Origin of the sequence: Pantoea jilinensis (assembly GCF_019104105.1) — a bacterium.
GTDB lineage: Bacteria > Pseudomonadota > Gammaproteobacteria > Enterobacterales > Enterobacteriaceae > Pantoea > Pantoea eucalypti.
Window position 1 is genome coordinate 1,433,397 of record NZ_CP077746.1, and the last position, 22,938, is coordinate 1,456,334.

The following is a 22,938-nucleotide window of genomic DNA, read 5'->3' on the forward strand; positions in this document are numbered from 1 at the left end:
GCGCGGCAGATTGAAAGGAGCTCACATGGCAATTTTAGTAACGGGCGGAGCAGGGTATATCGGCTCCCATACCGTACTGGCGCTGTTGCAGCGCGGTGATGATGTTGTGGTTCTGGATAACCTCTGCAATGCCTCTCGCGAAGCGATTAATCGCGTTGAGAAACTGGCGGGTAAAAAAGCGACCTTCGTTGAAGGCGATATCCGTGACCGTGCATGCCTGCGTGATTTATTCGCGTCAAATAGCATTTCAGCCGTCATCCACTTCGCAGCCCTGAAAGCAGTGGGTGAATCAACCCGCATGCCGCTGGAATACTACGAGAACAACGTAGCAGGCACCGTGGTACTGCTGGAAGAGATGCGCAACGCCGGCGTCTGGAACTTCATCTTCAGCTCATCAGCGACCGTTTACGGCGCAGATGCACCGGTTCCATACGTTGAGACCACCCCGATTGGCGGCACCACCAGTCCTTACGGCACCTCTAAACTGATGACCGAGTTCGTGATGCGCGACTTCGCTAAAGCAGAGCCGAAGTTCAAGGCCATTGCCCTGCGTTACTTCAACCCAGTTGGCGCGCATGAGTCTGGCGAAATTGGTGAAGACCCGACGGGTATCCCGAACAACCTGCTGCCATACATCGCGCAGGTTGCGATTGGGCGTCTGGAGAAGCTGGGCGTGTTTGGCGGTGATTACGATACGCCAGACGGTACCTGCCTGCGTGACTATATCCACGTGGTAGACCTGGCGGAAGGGCACCTGAAAGCACTGGACCACCTCAATAAAGTTGAGGGCTACACGGCCTTTAACCTGGGCGGCGGCAAAGGCTTCTCTGTACTGGAGATGATCAAGGCGTTTGAGAAGGCGTCTGGTAAAGCGATTCCGTTTGAAATTAAGCCACGCCGTGATGGCGATTTGCCTGCATTCTGGGCCGATGCGTCACTGGCAAACAGTGAGCTCGACTGGCGCGTGACACGCGGCATTGATGAGATGATGCGCGATACGTGGAACTGGCAGAGTAAGAACCCGGATGGGTTTAAGTAGTTGAAAAAGTCTGCAAACACCCGGCTTTGGCCGGGTTTTTTTTTGTCTGCCTTAAGAGGAATTGTATATTCCTGCTCTCCGCTCTCTCCTCAAAGCCCCATTCTGACTGTTTAATCACTGAATACGGAATTATCCTGGTCTGACTGAAGTAACGATTGATCACAATAGCAGTAGCGATTGGTCACAATAAGAAGTAATCCGGCTCTGTGAAGAGGCGCAAAGTGTAGATCTTCACAGACTACTATGCTGTTTTACCTTTTGTTGAATTAACTAATGCGGTATGCGATGAATGTTTATTCATCCTTAAGTTTTGTCACGGGTAATGTAAGAATAGGCATATTATTTTTGCCGCACTAAATGTACTATTTGCAGTTATCCCGGAACCCGTATGCGATTGAATAAAATGTAATCAGCGCATCGACAAGCTAACCTGTGAGGGGAGGATTCCCGTCACACAGCGCATTGGTTGCTGCAAGCCAGGGGCGGTAGCGTGGCTGTTTATTCTTAATGGATAAAGATTGACCCGCTTATATGCATAGCATGTTTAAATTTGTTAGAGGATGTGGAATGTTGCTTCCAGTAATTATGGCCGGAGGAACCGGCAGCCGCTTATGGCCCCTGTCCCGCGAACTTTACCCAAAACAGTTTATCTGTCTGCATGGTGCACACTCTATGCTGCAGGAGACGGTTAATCGTCTGAGCGGTGTCGAAGCACGCGCACCGATGGTAATCTGCAACGAGGAGCATCGTTTCCTGGTTGCAGAACAGTTGCGACAAATTAACAAGCTATCACATAACATCATTCTTGAACCGGTAGGCCGTAACACCGCACCAGCGATTGCTCTGGCTGCGCTCAACGCGGTAGAGCAGGGTGATGATCCGGTTCTGCTGGTGCTGGCCGCCGATCACGTAATTGAAGATCGCGCTGCATTTCATCAGGCTATCAAAGTCGCAACCGCCTATGCCAAACAGGGCAAGCTGGTGACTTTTGGCATCGTGCCAACGGGTCCGGAAACCGGCTATGGCTACATTCAGCGCGGCGAAACGCTGCCTGGCGCAGAGAATGGTCCTTATCAGGTTCAGCGCTTTGTCGAAAAACCCAATCAGAGCACTGCTGAGCAGTATCTGGAATCCGGTGAGTACTACTGGAATAGCGGCATGTTCATGTTCCGGGCTAAACGCTATCTTCAGGAACTTGAGAAATTCCGTCCGGATATTCTGGAAGCCTGCCGCCGCGCAATGGCTAACGTCAAGGAAGGCAATGACTTCATCAGTATCGATAAAGATGATTTTATCGCCTGTCCTGATGAGTCAGTAGACTACGCAGTCATGGAACAGACCGATGCTGCGGTTGTTGTACCGCTGGCGGCTGGCTGGAGTGATGTGGGCTCCTGGTCTGCACTGTGGGAAGTGAATGATAAAGATGCTCACGGCAACTCGCTGAAGGGCGATACCTTCCTGCACAACACCAAAAACTGCTATATCAATAGTGAAGATCAACTGGTTGCTGCTATTGGTGTGGAAAATCTGGTGATTGTGAACACCAAGGATGCAGTGCTGGTCGCGCGTAAAGATCAGGTTCAGGATGTTAAACGTGTGGTCGAGTTCCTGAAAAGCGAATGTCGTAGTGAATATCGCCGCCATCGTGAAACCTACTGGCCGTGGGGTCGTTGTGATCTGGTCGTTAACACCGGTCGTTTCAACGTTAACCGCATTACCGTGAAGCCTGGCGAAGCCTTCGAGTTACAGATGCACTATCACCGCACTGAACACTGGGTGATCCTCTCAGGCACAGCGAAAGTCACTATTCAGGATAAAACCCTGTTACTGACAGAAAACCAGTCAACCTTTATTCCAATCGGTCACCCACACACCTTAGAAAACCCGGGCAAGATTCCACTGGAACTGCTGGAGATTCAGTCAGGCTCTTACCTTGGTGACGACGACCTCATTTTGATTAAACAACAGTTTGCAAGTAAGTAAGGACTGACAAGATCATGGCAGCACTGACCTGTTTTAAAGCTTATGATATCCGCGGTGAGTTAGGCACTGAACTGAATGAAGACATTGCCTACCGTATTGGCCGTGCCTATGGCGAATTTATCCGCCCGAAAACGATCGCAGTGGGTGGTGATGTACGACTGACCAGCGAGTCGTTAAAGCTGGCACTGGCCAATGGATTGCGGGATGCAGGCACCGATGTGCTCGACATTGGTATGAGTGGAACAGAAGAGATCTACTTCGCTACCTTTCATTTAGGCATTGATGGCGGCATTGAAGTCACTGCCAGCCATAACCCGATGAACTACAACGGCATGAAACTGGTGCGGGAAGGTGCTCGCCCGGTCAGCGGCGACACCGGTCTGCGTGACGTACAGCGACTGGCTGAAGCGAATGACTTTGCTCCGGTTGATGAGAGCAAGCGCGGCACGTATAAACAGATTTCGGTGATGGATGCGTACATCGATCACCTGATGGGCTACATCGACCTGAATAACTTCACTAAGCCGATGAAGCTGGTAATTAATTCAGGTAACGGTGCTGCTGGACACGTTATTGATGAGATTGAAAAACGTTTTCAGAAGGCAAATGCGCCAGTAACGTTTATCAAAGTGCATCATGAAGCTGACGGTAACTTCCCGAATGGTATTCCGAACCCGCTGCTGCCTGAGTGTCGCAAAGATACCTCGGACGCGGTGCGTGAACATCAGGCGGATATGGGCATCGCCTTCGACGGTGATTTTGACCGCTGCTTCCTGTTTGATGAGAAAGCCGACTTTATCGAAGGCTATTACATTGTCGGACTATTAGCCGAAGCGTTCCTGAAGAAAGAGTCTGGCGCTAAGATCATTCACGATCCGCGACTGACCTGGAATACTGTTGATGTCGTGACTAAAGCGGGCGGTAAGCCGGTGATGTCTAAAACCGGTCACGCTTTCATCAAAGAGCGGATGCGTGAAGAAGATGCCGTCTATGGTGGCGAGATGAGTGCTCACCACTATTTCCGTGACTTCGCCTACTGCGACAGCGGTATGATTCCGTGGCTGCTGGTGGCAGAACTGCTGGCGGTGAAAGGGGAGACGTTGTCCGGACTGGTTTCGGAAAGAATGCAGGCGTTCCCGTGCAGTGGTGAAATAAACTCAAAGATCAAAAATGCGGCCAGCAGGATTGAAAAAATCAAAGGCATCTATCAAACCCAGCATGCCACGACCGATATGACTGACGGCATCAGCTTTGAGTTTGACCAGTGGCGATTTAACCTTCGCAGTTCAAATACTGAACCTCTGGTACGCCTGAATGTTGAAGGCCGTAATGACACTGACTTAGTTATCGCTAAAACTGAAGAAATCCTGAAAATTCTTCGTGCGGAGGATTAAGTGCTTTCTTTATTAATGGCAATAATACGTTATCGTGGGTTTATCAGCGGTGCGGTGAAGAGAGACTTTCAGGCACGTTATCGTACCAGCATGTTAGGTGCGGTCTGGCTGGTCATTCAGCCACTCGCCATGATTACCGTCTATACGCTGATCTTTGCTGAAGTGATGAAATCAAAACTGCCCGGCGTTGCCGGGCAGTTTTCATATAGCATCTATATCTGTTCAGGCCTGCTGTTATGGGGATTTTTCGGCGAAATATGCGGCAAGGGCACATCGCTGTTTATCGATAATGCTAACCTTCTGAAAAAGGTCAGTTTTCCCAGAATAACGTTACCGGTCATTCTGGTTTTAACCTCGCTGATTAATTTCGCCATCATATTCGGCCTGTTTTTAATCTTTTTAGTCTTGATCGGTGACTTCAGAGTTATGCAGCTGGTACTGATGGTGCCGGTCGTTCTCACCACTCTGGCCTTAGCTGCCGGATTAACCATGGTGCTGGCTGTCCTGAACGTCTTTTTTCGCGACGTCGGACAGCTTTTTACCATTGTGCTGCAATTCTGGTTCTGGTTTACCCCCATCGTCTATCCCTTACAGATCATTCCTGAGTGGGCAAGGGGCGTGGTTGAAATGAACCCGATGGCCGTCACGGTCGGTGGCATGCATGATATTTTCGTAAATAATCAGGCGCCACAGTGGATCCCACTGCTGAATGTGGCACTGCTTGGTTGTGCATTAATGATACTGGGTTTATATCTTTTCAGGCGTCATTCAGGAGATATGGTAGACGAATTATGAGTGAGATATTAACGCTACGAAATCTCGGTAAATCATATAAACAGTATCCCTCAAAATTTTCGCGACTCATCGAATGGGTACTGCCTTTTTGCGGCATCCGGCATACCAAAAAATGGGTAATAAGAGATATCTCGTTTGATATCAAAAAGGGTGAAACGATAGGGATTATCGGAGTAAATGGCGCCGGTAAAAGTACTTTGCTGAAAATCATCACAGGCACTACTCAGCCTAGCGAAGGTGAAGTTATCTGCAATGGGCGCATTGCGGCCCTGCTGGAGCTGGGAATGGGTTTCCACCCGGACTTTACCGGCAGGCAAAATGTCTATATGGCCGGGCAGCTGCTGGGTCTGAACACCGACACTATCTCTGAATTGATGGGTGAAATCCTCGACTTTGCCGATATCGGCGAATATGTGGATATGCCAACCCGCGTCTATTCCAGCGGGATGCAGGTGCGTCTGGCTTTCAGCATAGCCACCGCAGTACGTCCGGACATCCTGATTGTTGATGAAGCATTATCGGTAGGCGATGTGGCTTTTCAGGCAAAATGCTTTCGACGCATTAATGACTTTAAAGAGCAGGGCACCACCATTCTGTTTGTGACGCATGCCCTTGATGACATTGTAAAGCACTGCCACCGTGCCATCCTGCTGGACTCAGGAAGTATCGCACTAAGTGGCGAACCGCGAGCAGTAGTTAATGAATTTCGGGATCGACTGTTTGGCAAATCGAAAAAGCGTGCCGCCAGTAAAGTTGACAGTGTCAAAGATGATGAGTCCTGTCAGTTATCGCGAGACGATGTTTTTCATACTAAGCCTCTTTACCAGAAGATTGAACATCGCTGGGGAACGCGTGCCGCAGAAATCACCGATTTCCTCATTAAAAGCAAAGAAGATTATTATCCCTCTACGCTAAATGGCAGTGAAGAGATTGAAATAAAATTCCGCTGTGTATTTCATGAGGCGATTAAATCGCCAATTTTTGGACTGCTGTTAAAGACGCCGGACGGAATAAGCCTCTATGGGGCGAGCTCCAGGGAATTAATGCCCGATGCAATTGGCAGCGTTGATGCGGGTTCCGTGATTGATTTTACTTTTAAACTTAAAATGCATTTCAATACTGGGCCAGTTCTGGTTTCAGTAGGGCTGACCCACATTGATGAATCAGGAAATGATGAGCCTCTGGATCGACGTTACGATGCCATTATGATCAATATTGACAACAAGAAGAAGTTTATTGGTCTGGTAGATGCTGAAACCGAATGTGTAATAGAGGTAGACAAATGAATTCCGATATTCAAGAATTAGTGCAGGCATTGCCAGAATGTTATCAGCCAATTTATGGTCATCCCGAACTGGTTGTGAGTTCATCGCGTAATTGTGATGATCGCTTAAGTAAAATTGAAAATATCTTTGTTCTTCTTAAAGAGAAGCTGGGCCGTCCGCTGCGGTTGCTTGACCTGGGCTGTGCACAGGGATTCTTCTCATTTAACCTCGCTAAACACTGTAGCAAAGTTACAGGCATCGACTTTCTTGATAAAAATATAGCACTCTGCAATGCGCTTCGTGACGAGCAAGGGTCAGAACACGTTACATTTAAAGAAGACAAAATCCAGAATGTCATCGATGCTCTGCAGCATGATGATTACGATATTGTTCTTGGGTTTAGTGTTTTCCACCATATCTGTGATGCAGATGGATATTACCCGACAAAAGAAAAGATTAATAAATTAGCAAATATTGCACAAATCGTTCTGTTAGAGCTGGCAGTGAAAGAGGAAGGATTATACTGGGGCCGTAACCTGCCGGATAAACCTTTAGAGATTGTTGATGATATTGGCTACTTCGAAATTCTGGGCGAATATTCAACCCATCTTTCAGAAGTAAATCGTCCTCTTCTCTTCACCAGCAGTAAATACTGGTATCTGAATAACGAACTTGAAGCCGTTGTTTCCTGGATGAAACAATCACATGAGTATGCCAGTGATGTTCATCAGGGATCGCGTCGATACTATTTTTCAGATACAAAATTTCTCAAACGTTATGCACTTAACGGAGCGCTCTCGCAGCTGAACCGGAATGATTATAAAAGTGAAATCTCATCGATTAACACGCTCAGCACGTTAAAGATATCTCACCTGGTTGTACCTGAACTTCTTCATCACGAAAGTAATGCTGAGCGAGCCATTGTTGTCACTTCTAAAATCGATGGAGCACGACTCAGCGCATGCCTGGAACAGCGTGAAGCTATCGATGAATTCGATGTGGTAAAACAGTTAGTGATGGCTTTGGCAGAGCTGGAGTCACATCAGCTTTATCATAACGATGTGCGCATCTGGAATATTCTGAAGAGCGATGACCAGTATAATCTGATTGATTTTGGCGCGATTAGTGCGAAAAAAACAGACGTATTGTGGCCTTATAATAACTTCCTTAGTTTTATTATCTTTATCAATGAACTGAATATTGGTAATAACTATCAGCTGGTACCTTCGCGTACACCGATGTTTTCTCCTTTCTGGGCGAAAACGCCTAAGCTAGCCAGTTTTCTCTCTTTGATATGGTCAACAGGGCACAAGGCGTGGAGCTTTAAACTTTTTGTAGAGTTATTGAACCTCAGCGACGTTGAGGAAGCCATGGAATTTAACGTTAATATTCCTGCTGAAAACGTGGCGTTATGGATGTTCACCACTGAGACTCTGATTAATGAATCAAGAGCGCGTGAGTTTTCAAATATTCTTGAAAAACAAAATGAGATTTTGAATAAAGTTAATCGCTTAGCTGATTGAGCAAAATAAAAATACGGCTGATTCTCTGTTTTTTAGCCTGGATGCTGAATAGAAAATGAATAATTTTGTAGGGTTGCAAAATGAAAAATAACTTTTGGTTTGATTTAACTACTTCAATGCAGTGGACTGGAGGAGTAGTGGGGATTGTTCGTGCTGAACTTGAAATTGGTGCAGCACTGGCAAGATTGTATCCGAATATCAAATTCAGTATGTTCAGCCAGGGAAGATTTGTAGAGCTCGCTCGTCATGATATTCCATGGATTTACACGGATTCTAACGTTGCTGATATCTACCTTGCAAACAGAAAGTATCAGCCGGAAAGTGCTAAAACAGCTAATCAGCCAGCTGAGTCAGAAAAAAAAGTTGACCTGTTCCTTAAATCGCTCGAACAGGAATTGCCGAGTCGGGGACGTCGTTTCCAGCACTCATTAGCCTTAGCGGTTGATCATTCGCCACAGAAACTTAAGATGCCCATGCGTATTATTTCATGGCTTCCGGTAAAAGTTGTGGGTGGGTTAGTTCAATATAATATTCTGCGGAATCGTAATAAAATTTCCAGCATCCCTTCAAATGCCGATATTACGGTGCAGAAAGACAGTGGCTTTACGCATCCCTATGGTGATGATGATGTCATTTTAAGTGTAGGCTGGTCTGACAGCGGTAAAGAGCAATTCTTCACCAAACTCAAAAGCCAGAAGCCGAAAATTAAAGTTGGCTATATGGTTTATGACACCATTCTGGTCGGCGAAACCACACATCATCTTTATCGTCAGGATCTGGAAGATAATTTCAGAAAATATTTCCATTGGATCTCTGAGAACTGCGATTTCATCGTTTACGGTGGAAACAGTCCGCAAAAGGATGGCATTGCCTACCAGAAGAAAAACGGCTGGAATTCACCGCCAAGTATTTCTGTACCTTACGGCGGAACAGATCCCGTACGTATCAAAGACAGCTCCCGTGATGCAGAAATCCTCGCTCGTCTTGGTGTAGAGCGTGATTTTCTTATTACCGTTGGCACAATTGAAGTGCGTAAAAATCATGACGTACTCTATAAGGCCATGGCGAAACTTTCTGAGTCAGTCTTTGAGCCTTTACCTCAGATAATTTTTGTTGGTCGTCCGGGCTGGCGTACTGAAGATCTTATCGACTCGATCAAGCGTGATCCTCGCATCGGTAATAATATTGTTATTACAGCGCCAAGCGATGAAGAATTAGATGTTTTATATCGCAACTGTAAATTCACCTTATTACCTTCACTCTATGAAGGCTGGGCTTTACCTATGCCTGAGAGTTTCAGCTATGGTAAACCTTGTATTGCTTCTGATATTGAGCCGTTACACGAAATTGGCAAAGACTTTCCAAAATTTGTTAAGCCTTTTGACGTGAATGCGTGGGTTGAGGGCATCAAAGAATATATTTCTCATCCTACAGCATTATCTGAAGCTGAAGAGCGCATTCGTCAGGAATGGCATTCAACCACCTGGACAGAGTGTGGTCAGAATGTTTTAGCTGCGGTTGAAAACCTGAATCAGCAAATCGGTGATAAATCAGAACAGCAAAATATCTGGTACGATCTGACATTATCCTATGGTATGTGGAGAGGCGGTGTTACAGGCATTATTCGTACCGAGCTGATCCTCGCTCATCACCTCTCCAAAATATTCCATGATTTACGCTTTTATGCTTTCCACGAAGATGCGTTTTTTGAAGTGCCAAAAGAGAAATTATTGTGGCTCTTCGATTCTGCTGACGTAACATCTCAGTATGCTGGATTCCAGAAATTCTGGGCTGAAGCAGAGCAGGAGGGGCGTGGACATCGCCTGCCTTTCGATGAAATGGTTCGAAATCCGCTGGTGAAAGCAGAAGTTACTGCACCGGAGGTTAAACCCGCGCCGTCGCCTTCTTTACTGAGTCATTACTCCAAAGCAGGGGCTTATTTTATCAGCGCGCTTCCCAACTCTTTACGGAAAAAAGCGATCTCTTTCGCAGATAAAAAAGGGCTAATCCCTGCCACCGCTTCGCCGACTATGATTGCGACCCAGGCTGAACTTTCAGTTGATGAAAAAAATGAAGCCATGATGAAAGCGGTGGCGCAGAAAATCAAAGGACAGGCGCTTGATTTGCCTTTCCGCAAAGATGACATCGTTTTCTCAGCGGGTATCAACTGGGACGAGCGCCCGTTAATTGAAATCATCAAAGCTAAGCAACAGATCGGTTTTATCTACTCGCAGATTATCTATGATATGACGCCACTCATTACGCCACAACTTCATGCCCGTGAAGCCTTTGACTGGTATAACCGATTTTATTATCTCGCCACGCTGGCGAGCAACACGATCATGTACGGTGGTGAAACGGCGAAACGTGACGGTCAGGTCTGGCAACGTCGATTTGGCTGGCCTGTTACCAACGGGATTGCTATTAAGTTTGGTTCTGACATCGTGCCGGCACAAGACCCTTCGCAGGATGAAGATATCCTCAAGCGTTTAGGCATTACCGGTGATTATATGCTCTCCGTGGGCACACTGGAGATACGTAAAAACCATGAAGCCATTTATAAGGCCTATCTGGAATTATTAAAAAATCCAGAATGTGAGCTGCCACAAATGGTCTTCGTCGGCGGGCCAGGCTGGAAGGCAAAAGACCTGTTCGAGATTATTCAGCGGGACAGTCGCGTCAGGGGTAAAATTCTGATGCTCAGAACCTCGGATCAGGAACTGGATGTTCTTTATCGTAACTGTCTGTTCACCTTACTTCCCAGCCTGTATGAAGGATGGAGTCTGACCCTGCCTGAGAGTCTTGGTTACGGTAAGTTCTGCCTTACTTCAGCCGTAGATCCCCTGATTGAGACCGGCAGAGATCTGGTTGATTACGTGGAACCGTGGGATGTCGCGGGCTGGGCAGAAAAAATGCAGCACTATATTCAGCACCCTGCAGAGGTGAAGAATTATGAAAAACGTATTAAGGAAGAGTGGGACACGATAACCTGGCAAAACTGTGCCAGTAACGTGTATCAAAACCTTCTCAGTTTTAAAGCGGCTAAAGGAGAATAACAATGGATAAGCAACGCGTATTGGTGACAGGTGGGTCGGGTTTTATCGGCCGCTATCTTATGAGCGAACTGAAAGGTCGCGGTGCTGCTGTGCTGGGCACCTGTGTGGGCCCGGCCCCGAGCGACGACTTTGTATCAGTTACGCTATTCGACCGAAAAAAACTGACTGAAATTATCGAAGAGTTTCAGCCGACCTGGATTGTTCATCTGGCCGCCATTGCCCTTGTTACCCATGGCAATGTTGAACAAATTTACGCCGTTAACGTGCTGGGATCTGAAAATCTTATCAATGCAGTGGTAGATGCGCAGATCAAGCCGCCGACAATGTTATTAGCCAGTACGGCAGGTGTTTATGGTAATCAGAAAGATGAGTATCTCTCTGAGTCATTACCTTATAACCCAAGTAATCATTATTCTTACAGTAAAATGATTATGGAAATGCTGACCCGTAGCTACAATGACAAACTGAAAATTCATATCGTTCGTCCTTTCAATGTTATCGGCACGGGTCAGGCTGAATCTTTCCTGGTACCTAAAATCGTTAAACATTTCCGCGAGAAGAAAGAACTTTTACAGCTGGGCAATATTGATTCTGTCCGCGATTACGTAGAGGCAAAAGGCTGTGCCACCATGATTTCACAGCTTATCTCACAGGAGCATCGTGATCCTTTTACGCTGAATCTTTGCACCGGTCGCGGCTGGAGCGGCCACGACGTGCTGGATACACTGGCTGAAATCAGTGGTTTCCGCCCGCGCGTAGAGATAGTTAATAACTATGTCCGCAGTAACGAGGTCTGGCGCCTTGTGGGTAATCCAGAAGAGCTCCATAAATATCTGGGCCACACGCCGAATCTTCTTAATCTGAAGCAGATATTAACTTCTATGTATAACGCGAATTAAGTTGGGTGTGACAGGATGCGGCAGGAACTTTTTTATGTCTTTTTGATTTTCATTTTGTATATCATCGGCTGCTTCTATGTCTCTTTTCTGGGACGCCGGGTGGGTGTTGAAACAAAAGAGAGTCCCGGATTTTCATATTCATTAGAAGTATTAAGGGGCATTGCCGCATTTCTGGTTTTTGGCGCTCACTCAACCATGTATTTTGGCTATGCTAAAGCCCAGGTCATTGCTGCTGCAATGGGAGAGGTCGGTGTACTGCTCTTTTTTATGCTCACAGGGCATCTTTTTTGGGGGCAGATAAGAGCGGGTGCATTCAGAGCGGACACCTTTTTCTACAAGCGCGCGTGCCGTCTGGTTCCCGCCATGTTTGTGATGATTACCGGTGTCATGTTTCTCGACTGGGCCACGGCAGGTTTTGTCATACCAAATAAAGATCAGTTGCTGGCGTTAATTCGAAACTATGGATTTGGTTTTGGTACCGTCATCAATAGCATCGGTAATGTTAATGATGTGTTCGGCAAAGACATGTATCTGCGCATCAATAACATCTGGACGTTACGCTGGGAGTGGCTCTTCTATTTTGTATTGCCGCTGATTGCAACGCTTAACCGTTTTGTCTGGGTAACGCTACTTTCTGTCTTTATTATTGTGCTGTTCATGCATCCTTTCCAGATAATGACCGGGACGACAGATATCGTCTTTATCCTGGCCTTCTGGCTGGGGGCGTTGTGTGTAGAGCTGGAAAGTCTGCGGACAGGCGCGCTGAGAGTATTCTTTACCCGTCCGGCAGGTTATCTGATTTTGCTGGCAGGGTTAGTGATGACGTTTGCCTATTTATTGCAGATGCCGTTGACTCAGAAAAATGTACGGGTTCCGGTAATGATACTGACGGTTTTCCCGGTGTTTCTTTTCTTTGTTATCAATAAAATTCATCCGAATAAACTTATTAGCTGGAGTCCGGCTCAGTTGATGGGTAAAATTAGTTATTCATTTTATTTATGGCATCTGAGCGTTAATTTCTATGTGATCACGTTAGTCAATAGAATCATCAAAGACCCACAGGCGCTTTTGAGTTTTGGCCTGACCTGTGCGGTGATGATGTTTATTGGATTGACCATATCCGTATTTTCTTACAAATATGTCGAAGAGTACTTCCTGAAGAAGTCTCACCGAAAAGTCGTCCAGTAGGGACGATTAATTATAAGCACTTAGCTTAGCAATTGTTGAGGTCATAGTATGAAGATTGCAGTAGTAACTGGTATTACAGGTCAGGACGGTGCTTACTTAGCTGAGCTGTTACTTGAAAAAGGTTACAAAGTATACGGTACCTACCGTCGTACCAGTTCTGTAAATTTTTGGCGTATTGAAGAGTTAGGCATCGCTAAACATGAAAATTTACACCTGGTTGAATATGATCTTACCGATCTGGCAGCAAGCATTCGCCTGCTGAAAGACACTGACGCAACAGAGGTCTATAACCTTGCAGCGCAGAGCTTCGTAGGCGTTTCCTTTGACCAGCCGGTGACAACGGCAGAAATTACCGGCATTGGCCCGTTGAATCTGCTGGAAGCCATTCGCATTGTAAATCCTAAAATCCGCTTTTATCAGGCTTCTACTTCAGAAATGTTTGGTAAAGTGCAGGCAATCCCTCAGATCGAGAGCACGCCTTTCTATCCGCGTAGCCCGTATGGTGTCGCTAAACTTTATGCGCACTGGATTACCGTTAACTATCGCGAAAGCTACGACATTTTTGCGTCCAGCGGCATCCTGTTTAACCATGAATCTCCGCTGCGTGGTCGCGAATTCGTTACGCGTAAAATCACCGATACCGTTGCGAAAATTAAGTTAGGCTTAACGGATGTTTTAGAGTTAGGTAATCTTGATGCGAAACGCGACTGGGGTTTTGCTAAAGAGTACGTTGAAGGTATGTGGCGCATGCTGCAGGCTGATAAACCTGAAACCTATGTTCTGGCGACCAACCGCACTGAAACAGTCCGTGACTTTGTCACCATGGCGTTTAAAGCCGCGGGTATCAATATTGAATTTTCCGGCAAAGATGAAGCAGAAATTGGTAAGGATGCTGAGTCTGGTAAAGAACTGGTTAAGATCAATCCAAAATTCTATCGTCCGGCTGAAGTGGAATTACTGATCGGTAATCCAGAAAAAGCCCACGCAGAGCTAGGCTGGAAGCCAGAAACATCGCTTGAGAAATTGTGTGAAATGATGGTGGAGGCAGATTTACGCCGCAATAAAGCAGGGTTCTCTTTCTGATATAAAATTTAGCCCCGAAAGGGGCTATTTGGATTCTGGCGTGAAAATAATTGTATCTACCGACTCGATAAAATTCCCTGTTACGGGTATTGGACGTTATGCTCTTGAACTTATTAATAACCTCAGAACAAGTTCAGAAATAGAGTCAATCAAATATTTGTCTGGCCTTAACGTGGTTAATGGCCCGCCAGCTTTGGTTAATTCACCCTCGGCGTCCACCAGTAAATTTAAGAAGCAGCTCAGAAATAGCCGGCTTGTTTCTGATGTTTACCGAATGACCGTTCCTTATCTAAAAAGCTATGCGCTAAAATCTTACTCCGATTATATCTTTCATAGCCCCAATTATTATATTCCGCCCGGACATAAAAAATCCTGCACGACTTTCCACGATTTATCTATTTTTCATTTTCCAGAATATCACCCTAAGGGGCGCGTGCATTTGATGAAAAAGGAGCTTCACAGCTCTGTCAGCCGTGCAAAAGTACTAATCACAGATTCCAGGTTTACCAGAAACGAAGTTTCAGAATTTTTTAACTTCGACCCTGGCCGCATTGTTGTTGCACCTCTTGCCAGTAGCGGGGGCTTTATACCCCGTAAAGAAGCAGAATGCCGCGAGGTGCTTGAAATTTTTGGTTTGTCCTATAAACAATTTACATTTTTTGCCGGCACAATCGAGCCGCGCAAGAATATAAAAAACCTGCTGTTAGCCTATCAAAAATTACCACTGGAGATGAGCCTGCGTTTTCCACTGGTTATTTCAGGTTATCAGGGGTGGGAAAGTGAAGAGCTTCATCGCCTGTTTGATATTGGCTCTCAGCGAGGCTGGATTAAATATCTGGGTTATACCGATCAACAAAGTCTGTCGGTTCTTTTTTCTGCCTGCCGTGCGTTCCTGTTCCCTTCACGGTATGAGGGTTTTGGCTTACCTGTGCTCGAAGCGATGGCCGCAGGCACGCCGGTTATTACCTCCAACGTCTCATCGCTGCCAGAAGTCGCAGGAGACGCTGGATTAATGGTCGATCCTGATGATGTCGATCAACTGACTCACTATATTAGTGACATCATTCTGAACGATTCACTTTGTGCCGAACTTATTAAACGTGGTTTTCTGCAAAATGCAAAATTCTCCTGGGCCAACTGTGCTGGTGAGACTATCAAAGCATATAAATTGGTTGATTCACAAGAATGATAAAAGTCCTGCATTGTTATAAGACATATTATCCCGACACATTTGGTGGCATTGAACAGGTTATCTATCAGCTTGCTGAAGGAGGTGTTAAAGAAGATATTGCCTCTACGGTTTATACCCATAGTCCTGAGAATGCGGGTGAGTTTAATCTGGATCACCATAAATGTGTCAGGAGTAAAACGTTTTTTGAAATTGCTTCGACTCCGTTTTCCTTGGCATCATTCCGTCGTTTTAAACAACTAGCTGAAGATGCCGATATCATTCATTACCATTTTCCTTACCCCTTCATGGACATGCTGCATTTCTCACTGACCAGGAATAAACCGTCAGTGGTGAGCTATCATTCAGACATCGTTAAACAGAAGTCGTTACTGAAACTCTATACGCCGCTGATGAATCGCTTTCTCTCCAGCGTAGATAGAATTGTTGCCGCGTCGCCAAATTATGTTGAAAGCAGTCCGGTACTTCAGCACTTTAAAGACAAAGTTGAAGTCATTCCCTATGGTCTTGATAAAAAGTTTTATCAAAATGATGATCCTGCCGTCCTGCAAAAGTGGCAGACAAGATTTCCGGATGGCTTCTTTCTGTTTATCGGGACGTTTCGTTACTATAAAGGGCTGCATATCTTAATCGAGGCGGCTAAAAACAGCAGCTACCCGATTGTTGTCGTTGGTGCTGGCCCTATCGAGGCTGAGCTGAAATCGCAGGCGCAGCGGCTGGGTGTGGAAAATATTCATTTTCCCGGGGCTTTAGAGGATAGTGATAAGTCAGCCTTATTGCAGCTGTGCACCTGTCTGGTTTTTCCTTCACATCTACGTTCAGAAGCTTTTGGTATCTCTCTGCTGGAAGGTGCCCTCTATTCGAAACCGTTGATCTCAAGCGAAATTGGAACCGGAACCACTTTTATTAACATTGATCGGGTGACAGGTCTGGTCGTGCCTCCATCCGATCCTGTTGCATTACGCACGGCAATGGATGAAATCTGGCATAACCCCGACCTGGCAATGCGATATGGGACGGCTGCATCGGCTCGCTTCGAATCCCTGTTCACAGCCGCTAAAATGATTGAAAGTTACACAAAACTCTATAAATCCTTGTTAAATGTGTGATTTTTTTTCAGATATTTTCATTTCATTATCGCACCATTCATTACCTTTATTCCGCTATCCTGAGTTAACATACTGATCACTTACTAAGTGGTGTTACGGGTAACACCATGCGAGACCACAGACAGGAGTATGTAATGTCCAAGCAACAGATCGGCGTTGTAGGTATGGCAGTGATGGGCCGCAACCTGGCTCTTAACATTGAGAGCCGCGGTTACACTGTGTCTATCTTTAACCGTTCACGCGAAAAGACTGATGAAGTCATCGCAGAGAACGCGGGCAAGAAACTTGCTCCTTTTTATACCGTTGAAGAGTTTGTTAAATCGCTGGAAAAACCACGTCGTATCCTGCTGATGGTTCAGGCCGGTGAAGCAACCGATAAGACTATCGCTTCGCTGACCCCGCATCTCGATAAAGGCGACATCCTGATCGATGGCGGTAACACCTTCTACAAAGACACCATCCGTCGTAACAAAGAGCTCTCTGACCAGGGCTTCAATTTCATCGGTACCGGTGTATCCGGTGGTGAAGAGGGAGCACTGAAAGGCCCATCAATCATGCCAGGCGGTCAGAAAGAAGCCTATGAGCTGGTTGCGCCGATTCTGGATAAAATCGCAGCACGTGCTGAAGATGGTGAAGCCTGTGTGGCTTACATCGGCCCGAACGGTGCAGGCCACTATGTGAAGATGGTTCACAACGGCATTGAGTATGGTGACATGCAGCTGATCGCTGAAGCCTATGCACTGCTGAAAGGCGCGCTGGGGCTAAACAACGAAGAACTGGCTGAGACCTTTACCGACTGGAATAACGGCGAGCTGAGCAGCTACCTGATCGACATCACCAAAGATATCTTCACTAAGAAAGACGAAGAGGGTAAATATCTGGTTGATGTGATTCTGGATGAAGCCGCTAACAAAGGCACCGGCAAATGGACGAGCCAGAGTTCACTGGATCTTGGCGAGCCACTGTCGCTGATCACTGAGTCTGTCTTTGCCCGTTACCTCTCTTCACTGAAAACCCAGCGTGTGGCGGCCTCTAAGGTTCTGAGCGGCCCACAGGCGGATGCCTTTACCGGCGACAAAGCAGAGTTCATTGAGAAAGTTCGTCGTGCTCTCTACCTGGGTAAAATCGTCTCTTATGCGCAGGGCTTTTCACAGCTGCGTGCGGCGTCAGAAGAGAACAACTGGGATCTGCACTACGGTGAAATCGCGAAGATCTTCCGTGCTGGCTGCATCATTCGTGCCCAGTTCCTGCAGAAAATCACCGATGCCTATGCTGAAGATGCCGGCATTGCTAACCTGTTGCTGGCGCCATACTTCAAAGATATCGCGGATCAGTATCAGCAGGCGCTGCGTGATGTTGTATCCTATGCGATTCAGAACGGTATCCCGACGCCAACCTTCTCTGCGGCCATTGCTTACTACGATAGCTACCGCTCAGAAGTGCTGCCTGCCAACCTGATTCAGGCGCAGCGTGACTATTTCGGTGCGCATACTTACAAACGCATTGATAAAGACGGGGTTTTCCATACTGAGTGGCTTGATTGAGCATAATAAAAAGCCCGGCTTTTGCCGGGCTTTGCTAAAGTAGCATATCAAAAATAAATCCTTTCGACTTGTAATCTTTAATAAATCAAAAGAGAGTTTTTCTTCAAATGGAAATGGAAAATAAGAAAAGCATTGCGGTTGTTATTCCTTGTTTTAATGAGGGCATTTCAATCTCAAAAGTTATTTCTGATTTTAATAAATACCTCCCTGAGGCCAGTATTTATGTTTTTGATAACAATTCAACTGATGATACCGTGGAAAGAGCTAAAGGAAGCGGTGCTACTGTTATAAGCGTTTCCAATAAAGGAAAAGGAAATGTTGTAAGGCGTATGTTTGCAGATGTTGAAGCTGATTTATATATTATGGTGGATGGTGATGCAACATATGATGTCTCTAATTGTAAAGACCTAATTAATGAGCTTTATGATAATGGATTAGATATGGTCGTAGGTGCGCGTATTCATACGGATAAACAAGCCTATCGAGCAGGACATACACTAGGTAATAAAGTGCTTACTGGATGTGTGAAAAGTATATTTGGTGGTTCGTTTACAGATATGCTCTCAGGCTACAGGGTATTCTCAAAAAGATATGCGAAATCCTTTCCGGCAATGGCTAAGGGTTTTGAAACTGAAACAGAACTTACTGTTCATGCTCTTGAACTTAGAATGCCATACTCTGAAGTTGAAATTTCCTATTTATCACGTATGGAAGGTTCAACCAGTAAACTTAGTACTTATAAAGATGGTTTGAGAATTTTAAAGACAATTATTAAGTTATACTCCTCTGAACGCCCTCTTTTTTTCTATGGAATGTTAAGTTTGCTTTTCAGCGTTATAAGTGTTTTGTTAGCTATTCCCCTGGCCGAAACATACGTAAATACTGGATTAGTTCCTCGTCTACCGACAGCATTATTATCCACCGGAATATTCCTTTTGGCTGGTATATCGCTCACTGCGGGATTAATACTTGAAAGTGTAACAATTGGTCGAAGAGAAATGAAAAGGTTGGCTTATCTCTCCATTCAAAAGTCGACTCGATAAATTATAAAAATTTAAAAAAATAAGCCTTTCCTGATCATCAGAGGATTGGCTAGTTTAAAATTTTTTAATTATGATTGTCACCAGGATATAATGAGCTATGAGGTAGTTAATGTTGATATGCAAAAAAAATACATATTAAATGATCAGTTTTACGGCTTCATAAAGTTTGGTATTGTTGGTTCTTTCGGTTTTTTAGTGGATTTAAGCTTTTTTTATCTATTCAAGGGGTTTATAGGAATTTATTTCGCTAAGATTCTTTCTTTTATTTTTGCAGTTATGTTTACATGGGTCGTTAACCGTAATTTCACATTTAAAAATAAAGAAAAAAAATTCACTTTACATGTTGAATTTATGAAGTATTCAGCGGTTGCAGTTTTGGGTGGTATTATAAATTATCTGGCCTTTTATCTGGTTTTTAATATGTCTTCATTCATAGAAGGCCACCCTTTCATAGCGGTTGCAGTAGGAAGTGTCTCAGGAATGTTTTTTAATTTTATAAATTCGAAAATTTTGATATATAAATAATTAATTAGGGTAAGGTGATGAGATCAAGCTGTGTTTTTTTTATAAAAATAACTTTGGTTATTGGCATTATTGTTGGCGCTTTTTTTACAAATCAAACCCAAAGAGATGTTGTAGCATTTGGCTGTGATAACTATGGGTATTTGCGGCAGGCTCAACTTTTTCGTGAAAAAGGATTTATAGCTGGCTTTGACTCTGCAGTCAAACAGGAGCAAATCAAATTTCTGATTGATGTGGCCAAAAAATCAGATATGGATTCAAGTGAGTGGGGTGACTCGATTGCACCTGACTGCCATCATTATATCTCTAGTTCTGATAACGTTATAAACCAGTATCCAGCTGGGACTGGTATGATTATGTCTCTCTTTCCTGAAAGCAAAGCACAGCCATTTATTTTAATCATTGGTACCTTTTTCGTTTGCATGGTGTTATTGATTGCTATAAAAAATATGGATGTTAGTTTATTTAATATTTTATTATTGGTAATTTCTTCCTTTGCTTTCTTTTTTTATATAAATAACGCTAGAAGTTATGCTAGCCAGTCTGTTGTATTCACCATTCTATTAATTCCACTTTTATGTTTCATAAACAATAGATTGATTGCCAGAACTTCTTATAAGTGGGTGTTAATAGTTTTATCTTCTTTAGTCTGTGGTTTGTTATTTAATGTCAGGGTGCCGAATATATTTATAGGGGTTATGACATTTTTTATGGTTTTTTCTGAACACCTTATAAAATTGAACGTAAAGAAGTTTATTTTTGAGGGAGGAGTATGGTCTTTAGGCTTTTTTGTCGCAGGGGTGATGCCTTATTCTTTTTATTCATGGACTAATACTGGAGGATTACTTACCTCAACGTACGACTCTCATGATTTAAAAATAAGCTTTGATAAAATCCCTGAAGCGATTGGTTTTTACCTATCCGACCCTTACAGCTCTGTAGCCTTACTTTTGAGCCTGGTGGTTATTGTTTGCAGTTTTTATATATCTCGTAGTAAATCCGATAAGCCACTCTTTATCCTAACTATTATTTCTTTCGCAATGTTTTTGGTAAATATTGCGTTTTTCTCGGTACATGCAATTCATAATAACTATTACCCTGTTCCTGTATCATTTATGATAGTAGTTACACTTGCTGTTCAGGTAATGTGTAGAGGTGCACTCAAGGCATTTATCACTCCCATGCTCATAATGGCTGCTCTAACAGGATATCTGCTATTTCAGGTGAAGCCTTTTGCTCCTTTCACTTTTTTACCAAAATGGATTGATAAAAAAGTAATTGTCTGGACCTACTTTTCAAATGGGACATTAGACTATTATCAAGGACGTGCAGGTTCTAAGTTATTACATTCCTCACCAGACGTTCAGGATAAATTGGTTAAGCTTGTAAAAATGAATGGTCGTGATCAGGTTTTTATTGACGATTTTGATTTTTTCAGAAAGTCTTGTGACCGAATCGCTCAAACTTACGGTATCTATCCCGCTGGCTATGCTAATTTAATGGGTGAAAGGGAAATTTGGTTGTTAAAAGCAAAGGATAATAGTAAGGAAAAGGGGGTTACAAGTTGTAATCCTGATATTCATTATTTCCCTATAGAGCAAATGAAAAATGTCAGTTTAAAAATAAACTCTATGGATTCAAGTAATGGAGTGGCAACGTTGAATTTAACATTAACTAATAATTCTTCATGGCCTCTTTTCACGGGTTCCCCAGCTCATCCGTTGCGTCTTTCATGGCAATACTCAATGCCTACTGCGTTGGATAATGCCAAACAGTGGACAACTCGTGTCGAGTTACCACCTGAAACTTTTTTAATGGACGGTATGAGTTCCAGCTTTAAAATTGAAATACCTTATCGAGATAGTAATGCAGCAGTTCTCAGCTTGTCTCTCGTTGAAGAAAACTATGCTTGGTTTCACGATTTTGGCTTTACACCAGCGGTCTATAATATAAAAAAATGAGGGTCATCATGCCTGTTGCAGATATGCAACAGGCATATATTCATTACCCCACCAGCAAATTCCCGCTCCGAATCTCCTTCTCACCCGCCAGCCGCACCACCAGCATGCCTGCCGTCGCAAACCTCACCCAGTGCCTTGCATAAAGGATACCGCCATGCTCTGCCACCAGTGGCGTGATATGGTCAGTAATCGGATCGACAATCTCAGCGACCACTTCTCCTGGCCGAATCTGTGCGCCCAGCGGTTTACGATGCAGAATCAGACCTGACACCGGCGAATGAATATATTCGCAACCTGCTAACGGCGTAGGGGGATTTTTCAGGGCAGGTGAGGCCGCCGCTGATCCCTCGCTGTGACGCTCTTTAATCACACCTGTCTCTCCCGGCGCTTCAGCAACGTCAGGTACGTTTAAACCAATCGGTCCGTCATTGATTGCCACGATATCGTCACCGCCCGCGCTTGCCGGAACCAGTTCATCGCCACCGATTACAGGTGCAGCCACTTCCACGGAAATTGAGGGCTCGCTGTAGCCGATATAACCGCCTTCCTGCAGTGCCGAAATAATCGCATCCGCATCTTTCTCCGCCTGTTCAGGCGACACATCACGCACGCCTCGTAACTCCAGCGTCACCGGCAGCAATCCCCGTGGCATGGGATAATCTTTGCCAAAGCGTTCTGCCAGCGTCAGCCAGGGTTCGCAGCAGGCTTCATCAAACGGTTCACCGCCAGAGATCTGCGCCAGCAGCTGCACTTCACTGCCTAACCATCGCGCCAGCGGCTCAATGTCCGGCCAGGCATGCGGCGTGGTGTAGAGATGCGGCACGGCTTCCCAGTCACAGTGCAGGTCAATCATTAGATCCGCCTGGCTGGCCATTCGCATCAGCGTATAACGCTGCGCATCCAGCTCCGTTTTTGGCACGGTATCGCGATAGTGACGATCGATCGCGTCGCGAATCAGGCTTCGGTTCTGCGATTCACTCTGCGTCAGGCTATCCGCCAGTCCGGCCGCCAGCGTGGTACCCAGTGACGGAAAACGGCGATTAAAGTCCTGACCAGAGAGCGTATGGAAACGACCCAGATGGGTGCCGTGCCAGTGCTGTCCCAGCGCCAGGGGATTAGCAACCGGCACCAGGGTAAACGCGGCTTTGAGCTGTCCGGCGGACTCCAGCGACTGCAGTCTTTGTTTCAGAAACCATGCCACCGCCATACCGGGCAGTTCATCGCCATGCAGCGCAGCCTGGATATAGACCTGACGCTCGTGGTCCGGAGCAAAATGAAAACTGATGATTTCACGCTGGGTGCCTAAAGAGGCGCTTAACAGTGGATGATGTTGTTGATGCATACC

17 protein-coding genes are annotated in these 22,938 nt (G+C 45.3%); 16 read left to right on the plus strand and 1 reads right to left on the minus strand.

The window, feature by feature from the left end; all coding sequences use genetic code 11:
* The first annotated feature begins 25 nt into the window (after positions 1-25).
* The 16 genes from galE (at position 26) to KTJ90_RS06695 (ending at position 21,593) form a co-directional block, all read left to right on the plus strand.
* Entirely contained in the window at positions 26-1,039 is a 1,014-nt protein-coding gene (gene galE / locus KTJ90_RS06620; RefSeq protein WP_275768988.1) for a UDP-glucose 4-epimerase GalE, read from the plus strand.
* A gap of 567 nt (positions 1,040-1,606) precedes the next feature.
* Positions 1,607-3,022 (plus strand): mannose-1-phosphate guanylyltransferase/mannose-6-phosphate isomerase, encoded by a 1,416-nt coding sequence (locus KTJ90_RS06625; RefSeq protein WP_312544542.1) that lies wholly within the window; start codon positions 1,607-1,609, stop codon positions 3,020-3,022.
* 14 nt (positions 3,023-3,036) lie between these two features.
* Entirely contained in the window at positions 3,037-4,416 is a 1,380-nt protein-coding gene (gene cpsG / locus KTJ90_RS06630) for a phosphomannomutase CpsG (RefSeq protein ID WP_312544543.1), read from the plus strand.
* Positions 4,417-5,211, plus strand: a complete 795-nt coding sequence (locus tag KTJ90_RS06635) for an ABC transporter permease (RefSeq protein WP_419721744.1) — start codon at positions 4,417-4,419, stop codon at positions 5,209-5,211.
* Positions 5,208-6,497 carry an ABC transporter ATP-binding protein gene (locus KTJ90_RS06640; protein WP_499026039.1) on the plus strand — a complete coding sequence of 430 codons (1,290 nt, stop codon included), beginning with the start codon at positions 5,208-5,210 and terminating at the stop codon, positions 6,495-6,497. Before KTJ90_RS06635 ends, KTJ90_RS06640 begins: the two co-directional genes overlap by 4 nt.
* A complete protein-coding gene (locus tag KTJ90_RS06645; RefSeq protein WP_312544364.1) occupies positions 6,494-7,999 on the plus strand; it encodes a methyltransferase domain-containing protein in 1,506 nt (501 codons plus the stop codon). Before KTJ90_RS06640 ends, KTJ90_RS06645 begins: the two co-directional genes overlap by 4 nt.
* 80 nt (positions 8,000-8,079) lie before the next feature.
* Positions 8,080-11,055, plus strand: a complete 2,976-nt coding sequence (locus tag KTJ90_RS06650; RefSeq protein ID WP_499026040.1) for a glycosyltransferase family protein — start codon at positions 8,080-8,082, stop codon at positions 11,053-11,055.
* A 2-nt stretch (positions 11,056-11,057) separates the two neighbouring features.
* The gene (locus tag KTJ90_RS06655) at positions 11,058-11,954 is read left to right on the plus strand and encodes an NAD-dependent epimerase/dehydratase family protein (RefSeq protein ID WP_312544368.1); all 897 of its coding nucleotides are present in this window, start codon (positions 11,058-11,060) and stop codon (positions 11,952-11,954) included.
* A gap of 15 nt (positions 11,955-11,969) precedes the next feature.
* The gene (locus KTJ90_RS06660) at positions 11,970-13,142 is read left to right on the plus strand and encodes an acyltransferase family protein (protein ID WP_312544370.1); all 1,173 of its coding nucleotides are present in this window, start codon (positions 11,970-11,972) and stop codon (positions 13,140-13,142) included.
* Positions 13,143-13,190: 48 nt separating this feature from the next.
* Positions 13,191-14,225, plus strand: coding sequence for a GDP-mannose 4,6-dehydratase (gene gmd / locus KTJ90_RS06665; protein WP_312544371.1), 1,035 nt, complete (start codon positions 13,191-13,193; stop codon positions 14,223-14,225).
* A 40-nt stretch (positions 14,226-14,265) separates the two neighbouring features.
* The gene (locus KTJ90_RS06670) at positions 14,266-15,414 is read left to right on the plus strand and encodes a glycosyltransferase family 4 protein (protein WP_499026041.1); all 1,149 of its coding nucleotides are present in this window, start codon (positions 14,266-14,268) and stop codon (positions 15,412-15,414) included.
* Positions 15,411-16,523 carry a glycosyltransferase family 4 protein gene (locus KTJ90_RS06675; protein ID WP_337027018.1) on the plus strand — a complete coding sequence of 371 codons (1,113 nt, stop codon included), beginning with the start codon at positions 15,411-15,413 and terminating at the stop codon, positions 16,521-16,523. Before KTJ90_RS06670 ends, KTJ90_RS06675 begins: the two co-directional genes overlap by 4 nt.
* 134 nt (positions 16,524-16,657) lie before the next feature.
* Entirely contained in the window at positions 16,658-18,067 is a 1,410-nt protein-coding gene (gene gnd / locus KTJ90_RS06680; RefSeq protein WP_499026042.1) for an NADP(+)-dependent, decarboxylating phosphogluconate dehydrogenase, read from the plus strand.
* Between the two features lie 113 nt (positions 18,068-18,180).
* Entirely contained in the window at positions 18,181-19,110 is a 930-nt protein-coding gene (locus KTJ90_RS06685; protein ID WP_476159972.1) for a glycosyltransferase family 2 protein, read from the plus strand.
* Between the two features lie 90 nt (positions 19,111-19,200).
* The gene (locus tag KTJ90_RS06690) at positions 19,201-19,635 is read left to right on the plus strand and encodes a GtrA family protein (protein WP_312545284.1); all 435 of its coding nucleotides are present in this window, start codon (positions 19,201-19,203) and stop codon (positions 19,633-19,635) included.
* Positions 19,636-19,652: 17 nt separating this feature from the next.
* Positions 19,653-21,593 (plus strand): hypothetical protein, encoded by a 1,941-nt coding sequence (locus KTJ90_RS06695; protein ID WP_499026043.1) that lies wholly within the window; start codon positions 19,653-19,655, stop codon positions 21,591-21,593.
* Positions 21,594-21,636: 43 nt separating this feature from the next.
* On the opposite strand, the gene KTJ90_RS06700 is transcribed toward KTJ90_RS06695, so the two are convergent.
* A complete protein-coding gene (locus KTJ90_RS06700; RefSeq protein ID WP_499026044.1) occupies positions 21,637-22,935 on the minus strand; it encodes a succinylglutamate desuccinylase/aspartoacylase family protein in 1,299 nt (432 codons plus the stop codon).
* Positions 22,936-22,938: the final 3 nt, after the last annotated feature.

Coding starts and splice junctions, on each gene's coding strand:
- galE (WP_275768988.1), top strand. CDS start 26: ATGGCAATTTTAGTAACGGGCGGAGCAGGGTATATCGGCTCCCATACC.
- KTJ90_RS06625 (WP_312544542.1), top strand. CDS start 1,607: ATGTTGCTTCCAGTAATTATGGCCGGAGGAACCGGCAGCCGCTTATGG.
- cpsG (WP_312544543.1), top strand. CDS start 3,037: ATGGCAGCACTGACCTGTTTTAAAGCTTATGATATCCGCGGTGAGTTA.
- KTJ90_RS06640 (WP_499026039.1), top strand. CDS start 5,208: ATGAGTGAGATATTAACGCTACGAAATCTCGGTAAATCATATAAACAG.
- KTJ90_RS06645 (WP_312544364.1), top strand. CDS start 6,494: ATGAATTCCGATATTCAAGAATTAGTGCAGGCATTGCCAGAATGTTAT.
- KTJ90_RS06650 (WP_499026040.1), top strand. CDS start 8,080: ATGAAAAATAACTTTTGGTTTGATTTAACTACTTCAATGCAGTGGACT.
- KTJ90_RS06655 (WP_312544368.1), top strand. CDS start 11,058: ATGGATAAGCAACGCGTATTGGTGACAGGTGGGTCGGGTTTTATCGGC.
- KTJ90_RS06660 (WP_312544370.1), top strand. CDS start 11,970: ATGCGGCAGGAACTTTTTTATGTCTTTTTGATTTTCATTTTGTATATC.
- gmd (WP_312544371.1), top strand. CDS start 13,191: ATGAAGATTGCAGTAGTAACTGGTATTACAGGTCAGGACGGTGCTTAC.
- KTJ90_RS06675 (WP_337027018.1), top strand. CDS start 15,411: ATGATAAAAGTCCTGCATTGTTATAAGACATATTATCCCGACACATTT.
- gnd (WP_499026042.1), top strand. CDS start 16,658: ATGTCCAAGCAACAGATCGGCGTTGTAGGTATGGCAGTGATGGGCCGC.
- KTJ90_RS06685 (WP_476159972.1), top strand. CDS start 18,181: ATGGAAAATAAGAAAAGCATTGCGGTTGTTATTCCTTGTTTTAATGAG.
- KTJ90_RS06690 (WP_312545284.1), top strand. CDS start 19,201: ATGAGCTATGAGGTAGTTAATGTTGATATGCAAAAAAAATACATATTA.
- KTJ90_RS06695 (WP_499026043.1), top strand. CDS start 19,653: ATGAGATCAAGCTGTGTTTTTTTTATAAAAATAACTTTGGTTATTGGC.
- KTJ90_RS06700 (WP_499026044.1), bottom strand. CDS start 22,935: ATGCATCAACAACATCATCCACTGTTAAGCGCCTCTTTAGGCACCCAG.